15 protein-coding genes are annotated in these 20,741 nt (G+C 33.0%); 8 read left to right on the top strand and 7 right to left on the bottom strand.

Annotation, left to right across the window (positions count from 1 at the left end; all coding sequences use genetic code 11):
• Positions 1-57: 57 nt before the first annotated feature.
• Positions 58-1,227: a hypothetical protein gene (locus SJY30_RS11750; RefSeq protein WP_396632367.1), complete on the bottom strand. Its 1,170-nt coding sequence runs from the start codon at positions 1,225-1,227 to the stop codon at positions 58-60.
• Positions 1,228-1,250: 23 nt separating this feature from the next.
• Positions 1,251-2,495 carry a tyrosine-type recombinase/integrase gene (locus SJY30_RS11745; RefSeq protein WP_396632366.1) on the bottom strand — a complete coding sequence of 415 codons (1,245 nt, stop codon included), beginning with the start codon at positions 2,493-2,495 and terminating at the stop codon, positions 1,251-1,253.
• A gap of 355 nt (positions 2,496-2,850) precedes the next feature.
• On the opposite strand from SJY30_RS11745, the gene SJY30_RS11740 reads away from it, so the two are divergent.
• Positions 2,851-3,642: a type II CAAX prenyl endopeptidase Rce1 family protein gene (locus SJY30_RS11740; RefSeq protein ID WP_396632365.1), complete on the top strand. Its 792-nt coding sequence runs from the start codon at positions 2,851-2,853 to the stop codon at positions 3,640-3,642.
• A gap of 21 nt (positions 3,643-3,663) precedes the next feature.
• On the opposite strand, the gene SJY30_RS11735 is transcribed toward SJY30_RS11740, so the two are convergent.
• The 4 genes from SJY30_RS11735 to SJY30_RS11720 form a co-directional block, all read right to left on the bottom strand.
• A complete protein-coding gene (locus SJY30_RS11735) occupies positions 3,664-4,707 on the bottom strand; it encodes a DNA cytosine methyltransferase (RefSeq protein ID WP_396632364.1) in 1,044 nt (347 codons plus the stop codon).
• A gap of 171 nt (positions 4,708-4,878) precedes the next feature.
• Positions 4,879-6,240, bottom strand: coding sequence for a phospholipase D-like domain-containing protein (locus tag SJY30_RS11730; protein WP_396632363.1), 1,362 nt, complete (start codon positions 6,238-6,240; stop codon positions 4,879-4,881).
• A 44-nt stretch (positions 6,241-6,284) separates the two neighbouring features.
• Positions 6,285-7,232 carry a hypothetical protein gene (locus SJY30_RS11725; protein ID WP_396632362.1) on the bottom strand — a complete coding sequence of 316 codons (948 nt, stop codon included), beginning with the start codon at positions 7,230-7,232 and terminating at the stop codon, positions 6,285-6,287.
• Positions 7,233-7,511: 279 nt separating this feature from the next.
• On the bottom strand, positions 7,512-8,189 hold the full coding sequence (locus SJY30_RS11720) for an outer membrane beta-barrel protein (RefSeq protein WP_396632361.1): 678 nt from the start codon (positions 8,187-8,189) through the stop codon (positions 7,512-7,514).
• Positions 8,190-8,364: 175 nt separating this feature from the next.
• Here SJY30_RS11720 and dinB point away from each other — a divergent pair, with 175 nt between their 5' ends.
• Together dinB and SJY30_RS11710 are read left to right on the top strand one after the other, a co-directional pair.
• Positions 8,365-9,579 carry a DNA polymerase IV gene (gene dinB / locus SJY30_RS11715; protein ID WP_396632360.1) on the top strand — a complete coding sequence of 405 codons (1,215 nt, stop codon included), beginning with the start codon at positions 8,365-8,367 and terminating at the stop codon, positions 9,577-9,579.
• A gap of 261 nt (positions 9,580-9,840) precedes the next feature.
• Complete coding sequence (locus SJY30_RS11710; RefSeq protein ID WP_396635327.1) at positions 9,841-12,888, top strand: DNA polymerase III subunit alpha; 3,048 nt, start codon at positions 9,841-9,843, stop codon at positions 12,886-12,888.
• A gap of 244 nt (positions 12,889-13,132) precedes the next feature.
• Here SJY30_RS11710 and SJY30_RS11705 read toward each other — a convergent pair whose 3' ends face one another.
• A complete protein-coding gene (locus SJY30_RS11705; protein WP_396632359.1) occupies positions 13,133-13,270 on the bottom strand; it encodes a hypothetical protein in 138 nt (45 codons plus the stop codon).
• A 267-nt stretch (positions 13,271-13,537) separates the two neighbouring features.
• Between SJY30_RS11705 and SJY30_RS11700 the strand changes: the two genes are divergently transcribed.
• The 5 genes from SJY30_RS11700 to SJY30_RS11680 all read left to right on the top strand — a co-directional run bounded on the left by SJY30_RS11700 (position 13,538) and on the right by SJY30_RS11680 (position 20,679).
• Positions 13,538-14,044 carry a UpxY family transcription antiterminator gene (locus SJY30_RS11700; RefSeq protein WP_396632358.1) on the top strand — a complete coding sequence of 169 codons (507 nt, stop codon included), beginning with the start codon at positions 13,538-13,540 and terminating at the stop codon, positions 14,042-14,044.
• A gap of 595 nt (positions 14,045-14,639) precedes the next feature.
• The gene (locus SJY30_RS11695; RefSeq protein WP_396632357.1) at positions 14,640-15,992 is read left to right on the top strand and encodes an exopolysaccharide biosynthesis polyprenyl glycosylphosphotransferase; all 1,353 of its coding nucleotides are present in this window, start codon (positions 14,640-14,642) and stop codon (positions 15,990-15,992) included.
• 63 nt (positions 15,993-16,055) lie between these two features.
• Complete coding sequence (locus tag SJY30_RS11690; RefSeq protein WP_396632356.1) at positions 16,056-16,871, top strand: polysaccharide biosynthesis/export family protein; 816 nt, start codon at positions 16,056-16,058, stop codon at positions 16,869-16,871.
• Positions 16,872-17,044: 173 nt separating this feature from the next.
• Complete coding sequence (locus SJY30_RS11685; protein ID WP_396632355.1) at positions 17,045-19,372, top strand: GumC family protein; 2,328 nt, start codon at positions 17,045-17,047, stop codon at positions 19,370-19,372.
• Between the two features lie 2 nt (positions 19,373-19,374).
• Positions 19,375-20,679, top strand: a complete 1,305-nt coding sequence (locus SJY30_RS11680; protein ID WP_396632354.1) for an O-antigen ligase family protein — start codon at positions 19,375-19,377, stop codon at positions 20,677-20,679.
• Positions 20,680-20,741 lie beyond the last annotated feature (62 nt).

Raw genomic sequence — 20,741 nt, 5'->3', positions numbered from 1 at the left:
GAATTCCCATTCAAAAGTTGGAACTGCACAGTATCTTATATTAAGCATTAAAATAATTCAATCTTTTATATATTTTGTAAACTCATCTTTAGATGAAAACCCAATATCATTAACTAAATCATTTATACCTAATTCCATCCATTCAGAAATATATTTTCTTAAATCATCACTTAGCCAAACTCTCTTGTTATAACCTCTTTTCTTGAGTGCAGCAATCAATATCCGCTGTAAAAATGATGCACTTTGGTTTTGGATGAAATTAAGCCCAATAAGTAATAGAATAGTTTTGCAAATTATTATAGTATCCTCATTACTTTTTAATACTAGAATATCCTTTGTGATTTCATATTGAAATTTATATTTATTTGTATTAAACTTAAAGGAATTCGCTATAAAATTTCTAACTGATTGTTTTTCGTTTTTCTTTAAAACAAAGCAAATTAAGTTAACTAATGATTCTGGATGTAATCCTATTAAGACCAATTTTTCCTTAATATTGTCTTTCTCATTTCCTAAAATTGAATCAAAATTGCTATTTAATGGCGATCCGGATATTTCGTTCAAAAACTCTGTGAACCAGTAAAGATTTATTGAATTACGCCTGGGAAATAAATCCTTCTCCGAATTCATTCTCTCATTTTCTTTGCCAGCATCCCAAATTACATGTGAGTTTATTCTATACTCTATTTCCCTAATAGAAGCTATATATTTTTCAATCAGAAATACCCTTTCATCAACATCACTTATGGCTAATTCATGTATATACGCTGATTTTAAACTTTCACTATTATAAAAAAATGGGGCTATTAATAAAAAATCTGAATCATCTGATAAATAATATTTCTTTAAATATACTTTACTTGTTAAGTATGAGAGTTGTAAAGCAAATTTTTGATTGAAAATCGAGACTATAAGCCTTATTTCTTGAAGAATAAAAACTTGTAAATCTTTATTGCCATAATGTTGTAAAAACGTATTTCTATCAATATCATAAAATAAGAATTCCATAAAATCTTGATGATATAATTTTTCGTAATCTGGCTCTTCATAGCCATTATGGAATTCTTTTTCAAAATCTGATAATTCGTTTCTCCAAGGAATATTATCTAAGTAATGTTCATCATTATAATCTAGGATTAATTTATTAATTAAATAGAAAAATCGATCAACTAACCCCATTTTAGGCAATTCATTTTTTATTATATCAATTATTGAATTTTCTTCCATTTTAATGTCTCTGCTAAGTATTTCTATAACTCTAAATTATTCCAAGTGTTATCCATTTCACTTTGTTTTAAATCTTCTGCAATTTTTACGTAACGCCTAAAACTTTCTTCCTTTTTATGTCCCGTTATATTTCTAACAACCATTTCTTTCATTCCTAAGACAAGGCTATTAGTTACAAATGTTTTTCTAGCAGTATGGCTAGTAATAAATTTCCATTTAGGTTTGGTAATATCCTCTCTTTTTTGACCAATATATCTAGTTATGGTTGTAGGTGTATTTATTTTGGCTTTTTCACAGCATTCTTTAATGTATTTATTAAATTTCTGTTGAGAAATGGTAGGTAAAGGTTCATGAATTGTATCCTTGTATTTAGCAAGTATGGCTTTTGAGAATTTATTTAGAGGTATTCTTGTATTGTTTGCTCTTGTTTTTTTAATTGTTACAGTAATAGCATCATTTGATATGTTAGAGGGCTTCAAGGCGCTTGTGTCACTAATACGAAGTCCACAGAAACAATTGAAACAATAAACATCCCTAACCTTACTATGTTTTGCAGATTTGAACTCATGATTATATAATCTCATGAGTTCTGGCATTGTTAAGTATATTATTTCTGTCTCGTCTTCTCTAGCTTTAAATTTTCTAAACTTTAAGTTTTTATGATACTCTTTTTCATAAGACCAGTTCATAAAAGTTTTAAGTGTCTTGATTAAAAATGCGAGATAGCTGTTTCTATTTTTTCTAACAATAAATGTATAGTCCTGTATTTTTTCGAAAAAAGTAGAATCAATTGATTCGAATGTAAGCTTGTAGTTTGTGTAATTTTCGAAATCTTGTAGAAAATTTCTAGATGTAACGTATGACTTAATTGTTCTTGCAACTTTAGTAGACCTATTAGTGTCAATAAATTCTTGAAAAGACGGAAAGAACTCGGGTATTATTTGAACGCTTTCTATTCCTGAAGTAAGTTTTTCTAAAATAAATTCTTTGGTCGGTACTAGATTGTTTAAAAGAATGTATCGATCAAGCTTTTTAAGATTACTTTCAAGTTCATCTATTATTTTATTAAACTCAATGTGGTTATTGTAATTTGATTTTTTGTTAGGGTTTTTAATGCGTTCTTTTCTAGTATCCCAATCAGATTCAGTACATTTTACTTTTTTCACTGCTTTAAATATTTTAAACCCGTTTGTCGCGATAATCATTCTGATAGGGGCTAATCCATCTTTATTGATTTTATCTTTCCTTAAGTGAAATGTAACTTGCATAAATATATATGGTAATTAAATTATATTAAATAGGGCAACTAAAAGGGCAACTATTTTAAGTTTAAGTTCAATTAAATTTGATCTTGACTAATTTAACTACAATATATATAATAATACTTAAGCGTTTAAATTGATTTTATAAGATTTAATAATTAAGGTACTCCCGCCTCGAGTACTTCTAAACCCTCTTAATCATTTGATTAAGAGGGTTTTTTGATTGATAAATCAAAATGTTTTGAAATTATAAGATTTGGTTGATTTATTTTCGCACGAAATACATCATTTTCAATAGCTTATTTTTCATTTTAATAATTATTGCAGTACCATTGCAAAAAGAATATTTACGATTATAGATATGATGAACTTTCTAAAAAAGTACGAAATTTGGATATTTTTAGCCCTCGCGCCTTTACTTAATTTCGTAATCACTTACCTGAAAAGTAAGGGGCTAATAGACTTCTTTCCATATACCAACGGTCGCTTTTATGCGCTGATGTTTTTATTATTGTTTATCGTAAAAATCACAAAAGGGAATGAGGGTATAAAGAATTTGTTTAGACCTATGTTAAAATGGAAAGTTCATCCAAAGTGGTATCTATTTGGTCTTTTATTTGCTTTTACAATAGGCTTGATAACATTATTAATAGTAGCCTTCTATAATGGAGATATGTCTATTCTTGATTTTGATATTTATATACCAACACTAAAGTTTACATTATTCTTACTGTCTTGGGCATTTCTAGGTGAAGTGGTATGGATAGGCTATGCTGTTCGCGAACTATCAAAAATTATTAAACCATTTTATGCCAGCCTAATTATTGGTTTTGTTTGGTCTTTATGGTGGCTACCTTCGGTTTTCATTAATGTCGGAGTTATAGAAGATTTGCCTGTTTGGCCATTATTTTTAAATATGATGGGGGCAGCAGGTATGTGTACTATAGTGTATGCAAAAACGAAAAGCGGACTTTGTGTTTTGGTTATACAATCTATGCTAAATATGTCGCTGGTAATGCTACCGATATCTCCAAATGCAGGTGACAATACATATCCTATTTTTGCAGTTCTTTATTTTCTTATAATGTTGGTATTCATGTATTTTATGCCGCCAAAGATAAATACGGCAACAAAAGAACTTGTAGGTGGGTAGTAGTTATAAGATAGTTTATGACTATTCTAAAACCTTATAAGCTTTATCCTTTTTATCACTAGCTATTTTAGTTTCATTAGCCTTTAGTTGAGTCATAATACTCTCGGCCAAAAATTTTGCCAAATTTACAGGAACTGCGTTGCCGATCATTTTATAACCAGCAGCCACTTTCTTATAATGAAATATAAAGTCATTTGGAAAGGTTTGTATTCTGGCACATTCTCTAACGCTTAACCTTCTGTAAAGATGCTCTTTGCCAGGAACAAAGACACGCACGTCTTTTTCAATAAGCTTCATTTTTGGTGCTTGCGGATGTATAGGTGCATGCCTGCCACCAGCTTGTATGGTAAAAGATTGCTCGTCCCAATTACGAACGCGATTTCTAGACATGAACATAGTTGAAAAACCTCCGATCATATATTCATGATTGGGGATAATACACTTATTGCCATTGGTGTTATTGAATTCTAAAGCGGGAATGGCTTTTTTGTCTAAATCGCCTATGGCAGATTCTAGCGTTATTTTAGGGAAGGTTTCGATAGGGAATTCATATTTAAAACCTAAGTCTTTTCTAATGCCTATAAAGAACACTCTTTTTCTGTCTTGCGGTACATTATAGTCAGATGCATTGAGCATTTTAAAAGATAAATCATAACCTGCACCAGCATTTTTTAGCAATTTTTTAATTCCATGAAGTGCTGTGCTGTGTTTGCCAATAAGCATTCCACTTACGTTCTCTGCTAAAAAGAATTTGGGTTGTTTTGCTTCAAGTATTCTGATAAAGTCATAAAATAACTGTCCTCTTTTATCTTGAATACCTCTTGCTGCCCCAGCTGCACTCCAGCTTTGACATGGGGGGCCTCCAATAATTCCGTCACAATCAGGTACGTCATCCGCAGGTATGTCCACAATACTCCTTTTGTCAAATGTAGTATCAGGGTGATTCTTTTGGTACGTTTCCCAAATATCCTTATCATATTCATTTGCCCAAATGACATTAAAACCGGCTTGTTCAAAACCAAGGTCTAATCCGCCTGCTCCAGCAAAAAAGGATACTATATTCATTTTTTATGCTATTCTTTTAATCTATGTTTTTCAAATAAGCCATCGAAAAAACATCACACAAAAATACATTTTAGAATTGCAAAATGCTTTTAATTCAACCATCTATTTTACTCGATAATCGAGAATTGAATGTTTCAATGCCAGTCTCTAAATATCAATTATGTTTTCAATTTAATAGCTCGTGGACTTGTCCCCAAAGTTAGCTACTTGTATGGTTTCTTTTTTACGTATAATATCCGCTACGTTATTTTCAAAAGCCTTAACGGTAGTTTGGTCTTTAATTACTAGATGCATACCTACTTCACAATGAATTCCACTATAACTCAAATCTGGCATGTTTTTGAATTTTAGAATTTTTACATTGTCCAAATAAATAAATTGGGTGGGCGTAAAGTTGAAAGAGCAATATATAAGTATGTTATCTATGATAATATATTTAGAATGTATGTTTTTATTAACAAAGTACTCTGCATTTTTAGTTTTAGCGAGCTGACTGAAAAATTGCTGAAAATTATGAGAGTTTGCAGGTTTCCGAAAATTTGACTTTTTAAATTTGTACTCATCTTCAGCTAAAGGGGCAAACGTTTGTGATAGGCAAGTAATCTTTACACCTTTATTTGCCATACCAATAACTTCGCCTAATATACCTTTGCGGGTCTCATTCTCTTTGACAGTAGAATGATGTTTTGCGTTGAATTCATAATTAAAAGCTGCCAAATGCTGTGCACAAACAATAATCCTTTCCTTGGCTGATTGTATATAATGTGATAATTTTTTCTCTAAAAGATGGGTGGAATCGTAGTAAAACGGAGCCGTAGCACCTACCAAATCTGAATATGTAAATTCTAATTTCTCGTAAGTGTTACTCGTGGTATCTAAAGCTGCTTTGTAGTCTTTAATGGGAATGGAGTTCCCAATTAAGTTCTTATAAAAAATTTCAATATTTTCCTCATAAAATGGTTCATCTTCTACACTGATCATTGATTCGTTTTTTACCAAATCTCGTACTGCCAAATTAGAGGAACTCATTAGTACAATATAGCCACTTTTCTTTTTAATGTAAGCGGATTTGATGTGTAATGAATAGGGGAGTGTACCTCTTGAGAATTTTTTAACGCGCGCACTTCTAACGTATAAATGCGGAAAAATATATAGATTGAAATTCTCGTTTGATGTAGTTCTATACATCTCTCCAAAAATCTTTCTAGCTAAATTATATTTAGTAAAAGAGGTGCTTGATTTTTCGCCCGTTACAAGGTTCTCTATAACTTTTGGGTTAGAGTGGTCATAACCCTCTAACGGAATGGTAATGACATTAACTATAATACCACTTGTAGCTACTTCTTTTAGATAATCATGTAGATGTTGGTTGTTGTACAAATACCATGAAATATTGATTTCTTCAATGTCATTTTTTTGTTCCTCAATGGTGTCAATAAACTTTTGAAGGAGTAAGGGAGAGCCACCTTGGTCATAAAAACCGAATCGGTCTTTATAGTTTTCAGGTTCATCAAAATAAGATCGAAATGGCATTTATATTTTAACTGATAGTTACATTGAAACAAGAAGGAGTTTAATTACTTAACACTGATCAATACTGCTTCGCAGCTCTTGAGGTCTGAATTCAATACTATGTTTTCAGATTTTTTTCCGTCAGATATTTCTACGGATACAGTGTTGGGTGGTGAATCTCCTAAATTATGTGCGTAAAGAAATAAATCGTTAGATTTTTTAGGGTCTAATTTAATTTTAAATTCTTTTTTCCAGTAAGTCAAATAATACTGTTTAACTACTTGTACACCGTTAAGGTAAATAGAAACGATATCACCATCTTGCCTACCGTGGTCCCAAATTTTAACTGTGATATTTTCAGATTCAAAAGCAAATTCTTTGGTGTATGAAATTTTTCTACCATCAAAGCTATCTCTAACTTCAGGTTTGTTATCAGGTTGGTTGTCAGATTTTTTATCTGTTTTGTTTTCAGTTCTTGGTTCAGGATTGTTATTGGTTTGGACAACAGCAGTTTCTTTGGGTGCTATCTGTTCTTTTATTTTTTTCTTTGCTTTAGATTTAGATCTTGCTCGTCTATTCTTAGGTGTTTTTGTATTAACATTTGCCAATTGTTGTTTTTTCTTTCTTTCGTCTGATGCTGCATTAATAATCGAGAAAAAGGGAGTCACCTTTTTAGCAATGTTAAACTTATCATCTGGGAACAACTCTATGGCAACTACTTGATACCTATTGCCAGATCCTATGTTTTTTGCCAATTCTATTCCGTCTTCAAAACCGTCGTTCTTAAAAGAACCCAATTCTTGCACTACCATTTCATTACGTACCAGAAAAAAGCGAATAGATTTACTGGTGTCAATTTTTACGGTATTCCACTGCAATGCAATTTTGTCTGGAATATTCCAGGCAGTATTTTCATTTGGGGAAACAATATTTATTGTAGCGGTATCTTGCGCATTACCAATAGTGGATATTAGTAATAAGGCAGCTAATAATATAAAATGAATTTGGCGCATAGGTAATGTCTAATCTTAAAGATAGGCTTGAACAGTTATTGGTTCAATACCTCTATAATCTACAAGATATATGGACATTAAACGAAAAATTATAGACATTTAATATAATCTCTTGCCCCTTTTTTAGGTTTATGGGCTAAATCAGTTTCTTTTCTACAGCAACCTTGATCAATGATGCTACATTGGATACTTGTAACTTCTGCATTAGATTGCGTTGATAGAGCGGTTTGTTCTGAACCCTGTCACCGTTAGTTGGGTGACAGGGTTTTTAAATTGCTATTAAAAATAATAAGCGACCCCAAATAATAGGTCAGATGTATTTAGGTTGAGGTTAAAACTATTGTTTTTTGAATAATTTCCTGCATCGTATTTAATTTCTGAAAAAGAATATCCTAAAAAACCATAGGTAACTTCCATTGCTAATTTTTTATTTAAGAAATAGGTAATACCTGGGCGTATTCCAATAAATACAGTGTTTATTTTATGGTCATTTTGTTCATTTTGATTATTCAATTTATTGGAATTCCAATATTTAAAATAATTTATCTCGCCTTGTAAATAGAGAGAAAGTTGTTTTCCTATGCCTTTATAACCTCTTACGTAAGGGGTTATTCCTAAACCGTGTTGAGTTGATTTTGAAGAATTACTGGTAATGTCATCACTTACGGTGCCTTCAGAAGTATAATTTCTGTACTGTAAACCTACCCCCAAACTTATATTGTCTTTAAAGGCATAACCAAAAGACGGTGTTATTGAAAATGAGCTACTTGATGTTTCTCTGGTATCACCCAAGAAAGTGGATGTTGGATAGCTATGATCCGTACCATTCGAAAAATTTATGGAGGCATTACCTGTAATGTTCCAAGTCCCTTTTTCGATAATTTGTTTTTCTTCGGTTTCTTGTGCGGCACAAAAAGTGGTAACGCAGATGGCGGTAATCATTAAAAATGTTTTCATAGGTATTATGTTTTATGTTCACTTAGGCACTATCAATTGATATGCCATTATTGATGTAAATTCTTACATTAACTATTGCGTAACATTAAATTAATTTCAATGTTAAAAAATGGAAATAATCCTAATAATTGGAAATAATCCATAATTTAGCTATCCCGAATTTTAAAGGATAGTTATGAGCAAAACCATTTTACATATCGATTTAGATACTTTTTATGTTTCTGTAGAACGATTAAATAATCGTGAGTTGCAGCATAAGCCTTTGTTAGTGGGCGGTACTGGAGATCGCGGAGTAGTAGCGGCGTGTAGTTATGAGACCCGTGGCTTCGGTGTACATTCTGGCATGCCCATGAAAATGGCGCGAGAACTGTGCCCTGATGCTGTTGTAATACGTGGTAATGCGGGTGACTATAGTAAGCACTCAGATATAGTGACCGAAATCATAAAAGAGTACGTACCCGTATTCGAAAAATCGAGTATAGATGAGTTCTATGCAGACCTCACCGGTATGGATCGTTTTTTTGGTTGCTACCAATATGCATCAGAAATGCGAAAGAGGATTATTACAGAAACGGGACTTCCTATTTCCTTCGGATTATCAGCTAATAAAGTGGTTTCTAAAGTAGCGACGAACGAGGCGAAACCTAATAATCAATTAAAGATTGATGAAGGGTTAGAAAAACCTTTTTTGGCTCCGTTATCCATTAAAAAAATACCAATGGTGGGTGATAAGACTTACCAGACTTTACGGAACCTTGGACTGAGACAAGTCCGCACCGTACAAGAAATGCCCATGGAGGTAATGCAAAGGGTTTTGGGTGCTAATGGCGGAGTAATATGGAAACGTGCCAACGGAATTGATAATACACCCGTAATTCCATTTTGCGAGCGAAAATCAATCTCCACAGAACGAACTTTTAACAAAGACACTATTGATGTAAACAGACTACGTGGTATTCTTATCGCAATGACCGAAAATTTGGCATATCAATTACGACGTGGAGATAAGTTAACGGCATGTATTTCAGTAAAAATTCGATATTCCGATTTTAATACTTACTCAAAGCAAATGCGGATTCCCTATACTAGCGGAGACCATATTCTAATACCTAAAATTTTAGATCTGTTCAAGACCTTATATAACCGTAGGTTATTAGTGCGATTAATTGGTATACGTTTTAGTCATTTAGTATCGGGCAATTATCAGATTAATCTGTTTGATGATACCGAAGAAATTCTAAGTCTTTACAACGCTATGGATAATATTCGTAAACGCTATGGAGACAAAAGTGTGCTGCGAGCATCGGGCATGGGAGCAAAAACAATAGGTAGAATGCATAACCCTTTCAACGGATTGCCGCCTGTGGTTTTGGCGCATAGAAAATTGTAAGCCCCCTAGCCCCCAAAGGGGGAATGAAATGATGTTAGGTGTTGGTTTTTTGCTGTATGTGTTGGGGGTGATGTCCGGTCGAGCGCAGTCGAGACCTGTTGTTTGTTGAGGAGAGAAAAGAAGAGAGGGAGCGCTAGGCGCACCACGCTGAGCGCCACACGCAAAGCGCAAAAAAAAATAGCGTACTGCGCATAGCGTCATGCGTCATGCGTCATGCGTCATGCGAACAGCGAACAGCGAAAAAAACGAACAACCAAAAAAATGTACCTAAACTGCCACACATACTACAGCCTTCGCTACGGGACTTTCTCGGAGATTGAGCTTTTGCAATTGGCAAAAAAGCATGGCATTACGCAATTGGTATTGACCGATATTAATAATACCTCTGCTTGTTTGAACTTTGTTCGTAAAGCACCTGAATATGATGTGCGACCTATTTTGGGTATCGATTTTAGAAATGGAGTAGAACCTTGTTTTGTAGGTGTTGCAAAGAATAATGAAGGGTTTTTAGAACTTAATGATTTCTTGTCGCATCACATTCACAACGAAAAGAAACTACCGCAAATCGCTCCGCAGTTTAAAGAGGTGTTCGTTATTTATCCGTTTGAGAAAGTGCTGCAGCATGAACAGAAAACCTTTGCCGAGCATGAGTTTATTGGGGTTTCCGTTAATGAATTGAAGCGTCTTCGGTTTTCAAAATTATTGGAGCAGCGAGATAAAATAGTATTGCTGCAACCCGTAACGTTTAGAAATAAGCGCGATTTTAATGCGCATCGATTATTACGGGCTATTGATAATAACACCTTGCTAAGTATGTTGCCGGTTACAGAGCAGGCTCGTGATGACGAACACATGTACGCGATACCTAATTTGGCGGCGCATTTTTCCGAACATAGTTTTATACTTGAAAATACCCAGCGGTTAATGGATGCTTGTTCCATTTATTTCGATTTCACTAAAGATCGAGAACCTCAAAATTTGAGTACCTATTTAGGCAGTACAGAAGAAGATGAACTATTCTTGGAAAAGCTTTGTCAAGAAGGATTACCGCTTAGGTATCCTGATATAGATCAGGCGGTATTGGACCGTTTGGAGAAGGAGCTGTACCTCATTAAAGAAATGAATTTTGTCTCTTACTTTCTGATTAATTGGGATATCATCACGTATGCCCGAAAGCAGAATTTCTTTTACGTGGGTAGGGGTAGCGGTGCCAATAGTATTGTGGCATACCTGCTTTTTATTACCGATGTAGATCCCATGGAGCTCGACCTGTATTTTGAGCGTTTTATTAATCTGTATCGTGTGAATCCCCCCGATTTTGATATTGATTTCTCACATCGGGACAGACCTATAATGACGGAGTATATTTTCAATCGCTTCAAGAATGTGGCGCTGTTGGGTACCTACGTTACTTTTCAATCTAGGGGAGTAATCAGAGAGCTGGGTAAGGTATTCGGGCTACCAAAAGATGAAATAGATCTATTATGTAATGGTAATGTTGAGGCAAGCAGGTTAGACAATATATCGGCTTTAGTATTGAAATACACACAGCTGCTACACGGTATGCCCAATTACCTGAGTATACATGCTGGCGGAATCCTAATTACCGAAAAACCCATTCACTGGTTTTCTGCAACCAATATGCCTCCAAAAGGATTCCCCACCACACAGTTTGATATGGTTATTGCAGAGGATGTCGGTATTTTTAAGTTCGATATTCTTGCCCAACGCGGACTCTCAAAAATAAAAGAGACGTTAGATATTCTGGAACGCGACCGACCAGAAGAATTTGCCAAGTTTGATATTCATGATATCAAGGCATTCAAAAAAGACCCGAAAGTCAATAATTTGGTAAAAACTGCACAGTGTATGGGTTGTTTTTATGTGGAATCTCCCGCTATGCGAATGCTGTTGAAAAAACTAGAGGTAGATACCTATTTGGGTTTGGTAGCGGCAAGTTCTATAATTCGCCCGGGAGTGTCTAAAAGCGGAATGATGCGCGAATATATTCTTCGCCATCGTAACAAGGGCAGGGCAGAAAAATTGGCACACCCGGTAATGCTGGAAATTATGCCAGAGACATACGGAGTTATGGTTTACCAAGAAGATGTGATAAAAGTAGCCCATCATTTTGCCGATTTAGATTTAGGAGAAGCCGATGTATTGCGACGCGGAATGAGTGGTAAGTTCCGTTCGCGAGAGGAATTTCAAAAAGTGCAGGATAAATTTATGGACAACTGCCGTAAAAAGGGATATGCAGAAAAGCTCATTCAGGAGATTTGGAATCAGGTAGCAAGTTTTGCAGGCTATGCATTTGCCAAAGGACATTCGGCATCGTATGCCGTAGAAAGCTACCAAAGTTTGTTTTTACGTGCCTACTATCCGTTGGAATATATGGTAGCGGTGCTCAATAATGGTGGCGGATTTTATAAACCCGAATTCTATGTGCACGAAGCCCGTATGTTAGGGGCAACCATACATCCGCCTTGCGTAAATAGAAGTAATGCAGTAAATAAGATTTATGGTAAAGATTTGTTTTTAGGATTAGGCTATTTGCGGGAATTGGAACAACGGGTGATGGAGCGTATTTTAAAAGAACGTTTTGTAAAAGGTGAATTTATATCGTTGGAAGATTTTTTGGACAGACTGATCATCTCCATAGAACAAGTCAGTATTTTAATACGAATTGATGCATTCCGGTTTACCAAAACCAACAAACACGAACTCCTTTGGAAAGCACATTTGTTTTTGAACAAGACGAAGAAAATAGACCACCCAAAACTGTTTGCGCCAAGGCATCAACATTTTGAGATTCCGTCATTGTATAGTACCAATTTAGAAGTGGCCTTTACGCAGCTAGAATTGTTAGGGTTTAGTTTGTGTAGTCCGTTTGAACTTTTGGTAGAAGCACCATTAAATAGTTTTGGGAGTAAAGATTTAGAGCGGTATTTAAATAGAAATATCGATATCTACGGATATTTAATTACGGTAAAACGAACTAGGACACATACAAAAAAAGCTATGTTCTTTGCCACGTTATTAGACCAACAAGGGCAAGTTTTTGATACTGTACTTTTTCCGCCCGTAGCTAAAAAATATATGTTTAGAGGAAGAGGAATATATCGGTTCTATGGTAAGGTAGTTAGCGAGTTTGGCTTTTTAAGTATTGAGGTCATTAAAATGCAAAAGCAAGATTTCATACAAGACCCAAGATATGCTGATATGAAAACTAGCGTTAAGGTTTTTGATCAAAAGAAAACTGGTGAGAGAGCAGGAGGGAGAGAAGAGAATATAGATGTTAGAGAATAGAGGAAGCGCAGTTGGCTATTCGCAATACGCCACGCGCTCAGCGCAAAATAATCACCTTGTTAAGGTTTAAGCACGAGTTGAAAAGCACCCCGGTTATCGCGTTACGAGGGAAGCGTAAAAGAAATTATTGTGTGAAGCGCTCAGCGCGAGGCGAAAAGCGCATAGCATGTAGCGTCCAGCGCAAAAACCATCAACCGACAACCAACAACCAACACTTGTGCTGAGCGTAGCCGAAGTAACCAATTTAAAAAGCCTCAAACACATACCCCAATAACCAAAAAAGTATCAAGAACACAAAAAAGGTTCCTATACATCCACATTTGCCACCACCTATTTTTCTAGCTCCGTACCAAGCACCAAAGAATTGTATCAATTTTTTCATGAGAGCAATTTACGGGTTTTGGTGGTCGCTTTTGATTTAAAAGTTAGCTCATAAAGTAGTGTAGGTAATTTGACGGTTTTTATAAAACTAGATTAGAAAAGTAGATGTCAAAAAAATAATATTACAAGTTCAGAATATTATGAGTTTGGCATACTTTTGGCTTACTTTAAAATAGCAATATTTATTTGTAAACTTCGTTATCTTCTCACATGCTTTATGATAACTAATTAATTATAATTTTAAAGTTTCTAACCAGTTCCCATTTTAATGCAAGAAAGCAATGTAACTCTTACTAATCAACCAAAATGGTTCGTTTTAATCGTTAAGACCAATAAAGAGTTGCAAGTAGCTGAACTTTTAGGGCGACATGGCTTTGAAATTTATTGTCCTGCTAAAAAAGAAGTTAGGCAATGGAGCGATCGAAAAAAAATTATAGAAGTTCCTATTTTTCAAAATTATTTGTTTGTAAGACTCAAAGAATCAGATAGAGATACAGTCTTTATTTCTTCCCATATAAAAAAATACCTATACTGGTTAGGGAAAGCTGCTATAGTACGCGATGTTGAAATAGCCATTATCAAAGAATGGGTGTCCAATGATAACATTAGCAATATCAAACCTTCGCATCTACAAAAAGGGAAGTTAATCACTATTGAAAAAGGAGCTTTTAAAGATAAAAAAGCCACAGTACAAGAAGTTCGTAAAAATGAACTCAAACTTGTTTTAAACGGGTTGGGTATTGTATTGCTTGCTAAGATTAAAGACGTTGCTTAATTATTTTCAGAAAAAAAATTTTATTAATAATTCTCTTTTTGATGATTTACTTTGGTAAATATTAATTTTTAGGTTTAAAATTTTATTGGATTAGTAATAACCATTTCTACATTTTTTTATTCGTTGTAAATAACTTTTATTTACTTCATCTTAATTATTAATTTGCATTAATCAAGTATTTTGTAAGATTTTTCATCCGAAAATACGTTAGAGATAATGTAGATACATTAAATACCAGAAATACCAGTCTAAATTTAATTTTCGTATTATCTTTTAATTGCGAATGTTAATTGTGGATTTAACGGCGGAGCCGTTTCATATCTTCAAGTAGAAATCAACCTAAAGTATTGAATTTGTGACCTAAATTCATTTTGATTCTTTCAAATTATTTTAATGATTATAATATTAATAGCGAACGGTAAATTCTAGAAATAGTGTTTAACCTAATTTGATATTAAATTAAGATTACGTGCATTACGCTAGTACATTATCAAGTAAAACACCTGATTCGTCGATTGTTGTTGGAGCTAAAAATAAGTTTTCTCAATTTTGCGAATTCATAATAATCATAGTATTAGTTTTCCCTCTTTAATAAATGAGATACCGTAATTCCGACTTTATAATTCCGATTTCTATATTCTTGCATTTATGTATTATAAATGGAGTTTTATTTATGTTGACTCCAGAGACATATCTAAATGTGTTTAATGTAGCTTATTATAATACTAGTTGGTTGTTCATTGCATTTATTTTAAACTATTATAAAACTGAAAGGAAAGAACTTTTTTTTACCAGATTTCATAAAATCATTCAGATTCTTTTTGTTTATTTTCTCTCTTATTTTGCATTATTTGCCATAAAAGACGAAAGAATTCCTTCGGTTCCATATCAATACCTAGTTTATGCAATTTTATCGATTTGCCTTATTTGGTATAGGGTATTGTTTTTTTGGATAAGAGGTAAGTTTAGGGTTATAGGGCGTAATAGTGTTAAGGTCGTAGTGCTTGGTAGGGATAGAAATTTGAAAAAAATCAGAAGGGTTTTCGATAACCCTAGTTTCGGATATCATTATATGGGCTATTTTTCTGATTATGAATCAAAAAGCCCAACGTATTTAGGTAAAATAAACGATTCTTTTGGTTATCTCTTAAATTATGATGTTGACATCATTTACTGTGTGGCGTCTAATTTTAGTGAAGATGAACTCAAGAATTTTGTAGATTTTGCCGATAATAACTTAATTCGTTTCAAAGTCATTTTAGATGATATGGACGTATTTAATCGTGCCATGTCTGTTGAAACATATAATACTACACCAGTACTTAATTTACGTAATGTACCATTAGATACTGAATATGGTCGTATTATCAAACGTGCTTTTGATATTATTTTTTCCGGTCTGGTTATTTTATTGCTACTTTCTTGGTTAACACCTATTTTATATGTGTTAATTAAGTTGGATTCGCCTGGCGATTTTTATTTTAAGCAATTAAGACATGGATATAAACGAAAGACCTTTTGGTGTTATAAATACCGTTCTATGACAGTAAATAAAGAATCGGATTCTCAAATGGCGAAAAAGGGTGATATGAGGGTTACTAGAATCGGTAAGTTTATACGTAAAACCAGTATAGATGAATTGCCGCAATTTATAAATGTTTTTAAGGGTGATATGAGTATTGTAGGGCCGAGACCCCATATGGTGGTTCATACAACTGATTTCGAAAAATCTGTAGATAAGTATTTGGTACGTCATTTTGTTAAACCGGGTATTACAGGCTTAGCACAGACAATGGGTTATAGGGGCGAAATTATTCAGCCCTCAGACATAAAAAATAGAACAAGGTTAGATATCTTTTATGTGGAAAAATGGTCTATGGGCTTAGATTTACATATCTTATTTTACACGGTTTATAACATATTTAAAGGAGAAGAAAAGGCTTATTAGTACTTTTGCAGCATAAGTATTGGAAATAGTTCTAAAGAGTACGATTGATTAATTGAATATTCTATGAAAATTATAAAAAATAATAAATTGAATTTTAAAAATTTGTCTTTAAAGTATGTATCGGGTTTTTTGCTTTTGATATTGTTTGCTTCTTGTGGTAATATGAAAAAATCAACCTATTTTTATGAAGCACCCGATTCTATTTACAATTCATCAATTAACGAAAATGTAGAAGATACATTGCGAGAGAATGATTTGTTGAGTATATCAGTTAGTAGTGTCAATAAAGAGGCGGCAGAAATGTTTAACACTTCTAATCAAGTAGGTGCAAACTCCGGTATGGTCAGTGGAGTATTAAGTCAAGCTTCAGGGTATTTAATAGATAAAAGAGGGTTTATTCGCTTTCCTGTTTTAGGGGAAATAGAGGTTCAGGGTAGAACAAAAGATGAAGTTAGAGATTATATTACTACTGCCTTAACTGAACAAAAATTATTATTGAATCCAATTGTAGATGTACGTATACTGAATTTTAGGGTGTCAGTTCTTGGTGAAGTGTTACGTCCTAATGTATTTACCGTGCCAAGTGAAAAAATATCCATTCTAGAAGCTTTAAGTTTAGCTGGTGATATTACTATTTATGGAAATAAAGAAAGAGTTTCACTGATTCGTGAAGTAGGAGAAAATAAAGTGCTTCAACATTTAGATCTTACGTCAAGTGATATTTTGAGTTCCCCATATTTTTATTTAAAATCAAATGATGTAATTTATGTAGAGCCAAGACCTTCTAAAGCAGCTGAGGCAAGTGTAGTGAGACCGTGGATACCGGTAGCATTAAGTGTAGTATCTTTGGCTATAATATCCATAGTGAACTTCAGGTAGTGTTATATCAAGCTTTACAGGTTAGTGTTCAATGTGGATTATTCCATTTGATAAGAGTAATTAATTGTATGCATAGTTACTGTGATAATTTTTTTAAAATTATTAGTTATGTTTAAAGTTAGAAATAATTACAATGTTTTGTATCTGCCCGTTAAATAAATTTTAAATATCAAATGACTAATCAAAAGCAACAAAACCTTTTTCATATTATTTTACAGAAGTTTTTGCCTTTTTGGCCATTATTTTTAGTATTAAGTCTATTAGGCCTAATTTTAGCAAAGGTTTATATATCAAAAACGGTGCCTCTATATGAAAGTACTGCGGCGTTAATTGTAAATGATGAAAAAAAGGGAGTAGATCAATCGCAATTGATGGAATCTTTTAATGTTTTTGAGGCTAAGAAGATTGTAGAAAATGAGATAGAAGTGATAAAGTCTAGAGATGTTATAGAAGACGTTGTCATCAATTTAGGTTTATATTCCAAAATATATTCTTCCAGCTTTTTTAGTGATTATGAATATTATGAAACTTCTCCTGTTAAAATAGTTTTACAAGAGCCGTTAAGAACCATTTCAAAGGTAGATATCGAAAAAGTAGAATTTTCGGTTGACTACGAAAAAGGTTTGGTGGTTATGAACGGGGATAGTCTACCTTTTAATACATGGGTTAGTAATCCTTTTGGTGGTAGTGCGCTAAAATTTCTTCCAAATGGTTTTAAAAAGTATAATAAGGATAAAACTTTTAATTTTAATATAGTTTCACCTAGAGTTTTGGTTGATCAGATACTTGATAATTTGTATGTTGGTGCGACAAGTAAATTAGCAACGGTTGTTAGAATATATTATTATGATCCTATTCCCGATAGAGGTAATGAAATAGTGAATCAGATAATAGAGTCTTATAAGCGAGCTACTGTAACTTCTCAGAATTCTCTTGCTTCAAATACGTTGAATTTTATTGATGAGAGAATGGAAGAGGTTGGTAAGGATCTTAGTAGCGTTGAAAAAGATCTTGAAAAATATAGATCGAAAGAAGGTGTTATTAATTTAGGGGAACAAGGTAATTTGTATTTAAGAAATGTAGGCGATTACGATCGTAGAATTGGTGAAATCGATCTTCAACTTTCGGTATTAAATAAGGTGGAGAAATATGTTATCTCTAAAAATAACAATTCCGGCATTGTACCTTCTACGTTAGGAGTGGATGACCCTATTTTAAGTCAACTTTTACAAAAATTATATGACGCTGAAATTGAATACGGTGAATTGAGTAAAACCACCGCGGAAAATAATCCATTATTAACAGTTATCAAAAATAAAATTGAAAATATAAGACCTAGTATTCTTGAAAATGTCCGAAGTCAGAAATCGAATCTACTGGCGAGTAAAAGTAGTTTGTCTACTAATAGTGGTAAGTATAATGAAGCCCTAAACATACTTCCTGAACAGGAAAGAATATTTCTGGAAATTAATAGACGTAAGAAAAGTATTGAAGATTTATACGACTTTTTGGTTCAAAAAAGAGAAGAAACTGCATTGTCTTTTGCTCCGACTATGGGTAATGTAAGAGTTATAGAAAAAGCGGAATCTTCCCTAAAACCTGTTTCCCCGAAAAAATCTCTAATTTATCTAATAGGTTTATTGTTACCCTTTGGTTTAGGCTTAATTTGGGTTGCCGGCAAAGAGCTTTTGAGTACTAAAATCTTATTTCGCTCAGATTTGGAAACCGAAGCGTTTATTCCAGTATTGGGTGAGCTTGCATATGTAGATAAACCTAAAGAGGAATTATTGGTATCTCAACATGAAGATTTGTTTATAGTTGATCAATTTAGACGGCTTTTAACCGATTTGGATTTATTTGATGGTGGTGAAACTATACAAACCGTAATGGTAACCTCTAGCATTGCAGGGGAGGGTAAAAGTTATGTTAGCTCTAATTTAGCCGTTACTTTGGCCCTATCAGGTAAGAAAACCGCTTTAATTGATATGGATTTAAGAATTGCTGGTGTCACCAAACTATTTCATTTAGAGGATGAAGTAGGTGTTAGTGAGGTATTGTTAGAAGGTGTTCAGTTAAATTTTGGAATACAGAAATTAAATAATTTAACCGTTTTTCCTGCGGGTGCTAAAAATTTAAATTCATCTAATCTTCTAAATAGTGAGAATTGGAAAGAACTTATTTCAAAAATTAAAAATGAATTTGATGCTATAATTATTGATACCTCTCCAACAACGTTAGTTTCAGATGCACCTATGTTATCAAAGTATGTAGATAAAACGGTAATAGTAACACGACACGATTATACGCCAAAATTTATTTTGCAACATATAGATGAATTATTTTTAAGAAAAAAAATTAATAATAGTGTAATTATATTCAATGGTGTAAAAAGTAGGGGTATTATTAAAAAAGGTTACGGTTATGGTTATGGTTATGAAGAGCCATTAGAAGAAAAAAAGATAAGAAGAATTTTAAGGAATATTTTAAAACCCCTTAGGTAATAATGTTACAATATGTAATAGCCTTTATCGTCATTATTGTATTCTTGTTTGTTTTTTTTATGAAACCTACAGTGGAGGTTTATATTAAATATACCTTATGGACCTTGCCTTTTGCAGACGCCAAAATTTTGCCATTAGATTTTGGATTTGTCAAAGTATTTGATGTTTTGGCATTAATAGCAGTAATTTTTTTATTTAAAAATTTTTTAACCTTTAAAAATGGTAAAACTAATATGGGATATCTTATATTGGTGCTGTTGTTCGTACTTACTACTTTAGCAGGAAAATTTTTTTCTGAATTTCCAAGTAATAATATTCATACATTATATCCCTTATTTTCTATTTTCATTTTTACCCGTTTCTTTATCCATTTATTGTATGAGGATTTTGAAAGAAGATTCGAACTTTTCAAAATATTGAAGATTGTATTTTTGTTTTTAATAGGTATAATGTGTTTACAGTTTTTTTTAGGACCTTCATTATCGTATTATACTGCTGTTCATAGCAATGCTAGTGGAGAATCTTTTGGTACAACCCGTTTTCCAGGTTTGTTTGTAGATTCGCAGACAAATGGACAATTTTTAGCAATGGCAAGTTTCTTTTTTCTCTTAATACAGACCGTTAAAGATAAAAAAGAAATGAAAAAATCATTTTTATACTTTGCTCTGGCTGCTATTTGTGTAATATTAGCAGGTAGCCGTTCGGCTTTAGGTGGTTTCTTAATAGGGTTTACGCTGTATTTTCTTTTTACAGATTTTAAAACAAAAGTAATAATTGGTTTTGTGGGTATGTTCGCTATTGGATCTTTATTGATTGCTCAACCAAATGCAGCTATTTTTGGAAGAACGGAAAATGTAGGGGAAGATTTTTCCTTTCGTGAAGCTATTTGGATTGAGACAATTGAAATTATTGAAGAATATCCAAGCTTAGGTATTGGCATTGGTAATTTTAAAAAGTATATAATGATATATAATCAGGATATGAATATCGTTCTTGAACCAGGTGTGGATTACTATTACTTTAGTCAACCAGAGAATGGTTATCTTAAGATTATAGTAGAACATGGTGTTCTGGCATCAATTGTTTTAATTCTCTTAATATTGATACCTTTTGTTAAGAGTTTAAACGGGTTGTTAAACTTGAGTATAAATAAAGAAGTAATATATGTTCTTAGTTCATTAATTTCTTTTTTGATAGCATTCAATACAGTGTATTCATTAGTTGACTACCGCATTACTTGTCTCTTAGGTATATTAGTATCATTAGCAATATTATATACAAATAGTGCAAAACCAAATTATCTTTAAATTACTGTATACCGTTACCTCTAATATTAAATTCAGTTTCAACAATGCTATTTAATTCGTTC

It is taken from the genome of Maribacter sp. R86514 (genome assembly GCF_044597005.1).
Classification (GTDB): Bacteria; Bacteroidota; Bacteroidia; order Flavobacteriales; family Flavobacteriaceae; genus Maribacter.
Note: the sequence above shows the minus strand (reverse complement) of the source record. Positions and strands in the feature narration are given on the sequence as shown.

Bases quoted from the DNA above. Each gene is read 5' to 3' on its own strand.
- SJY30_RS11750 (WP_396632367.1), bottom strand. From the start codon at position 1,227: ATGGAAGAAAATTCAATAATTGATATAATAAAAAATGAATTGCCTAAA.
- SJY30_RS11745 (WP_396632366.1), bottom strand. From the start codon at position 2,495: ATGCAAGTTACATTTCACTTAAGGAAAGATAAAATCAATAAAGATGGA.
- SJY30_RS11740 (WP_396632365.1), top strand. From the start codon at position 2,851: ATGATGAACTTTCTAAAAAAGTACGAAATTTGGATATTTTTAGCCCTC.
- SJY30_RS11735 (WP_396632364.1), bottom strand. From the start codon at position 4,707: ATGAATATAGTATCCTTTTTTGCTGGAGCAGGCGGATTAGACCTTGGT.
- SJY30_RS11730 (WP_396632363.1), bottom strand. From the start codon at position 6,240: ATGCCATTTCGATCTTATTTTGATGAACCTGAAAACTATAAAGACCGA.
- SJY30_RS11725 (WP_396632362.1), bottom strand. From the start codon at position 7,232: ATGCGCCAAATTCATTTTATATTATTAGCTGCCTTATTACTAATATCC.
- SJY30_RS11720 (WP_396632361.1), bottom strand. From the start codon at position 8,189: ATGAAAACATTTTTAATGATTACCGCCATCTGCGTTACCACTTTTTGT.
- dinB (WP_396632360.1), top strand. From the start codon at position 8,365: ATGAGCAAAACCATTTTACATATCGATTTAGATACTTTTTATGTTTCT.
- SJY30_RS11710 (WP_396635327.1), top strand. From the start codon at position 9,841: ATGTACCTAAACTGCCACACATACTACAGCCTTCGCTACGGGACTTTC.
- SJY30_RS11705 (WP_396632359.1), bottom strand. From the start codon at position 13,270: ATGAAAAAATTGATACAATTCTTTGGTGCTTGGTACGGAGCTAGAAAA.
- SJY30_RS11700 (WP_396632358.1), top strand. From the start codon at position 13,538: ATGCAAGAAAGCAATGTAACTCTTACTAATCAACCAAAATGGTTCGTT.
- SJY30_RS11695 (WP_396632357.1), top strand. From the start codon at position 14,640: ATGAGATACCGTAATTCCGACTTTATAATTCCGATTTCTATATTCTTG.
- SJY30_RS11690 (WP_396632356.1), top strand. From the start codon at position 16,056: ATGAAAATTATAAAAAATAATAAATTGAATTTTAAAAATTTGTCTTTA.
- SJY30_RS11685 (WP_396632355.1), top strand. From the start codon at position 17,045: ATGACTAATCAAAAGCAACAAAACCTTTTTCATATTATTTTACAGAAG.
- SJY30_RS11680 (WP_396632354.1), top strand. From the start codon at position 19,375: ATGTTACAATATGTAATAGCCTTTATCGTCATTATTGTATTCTTGTTT.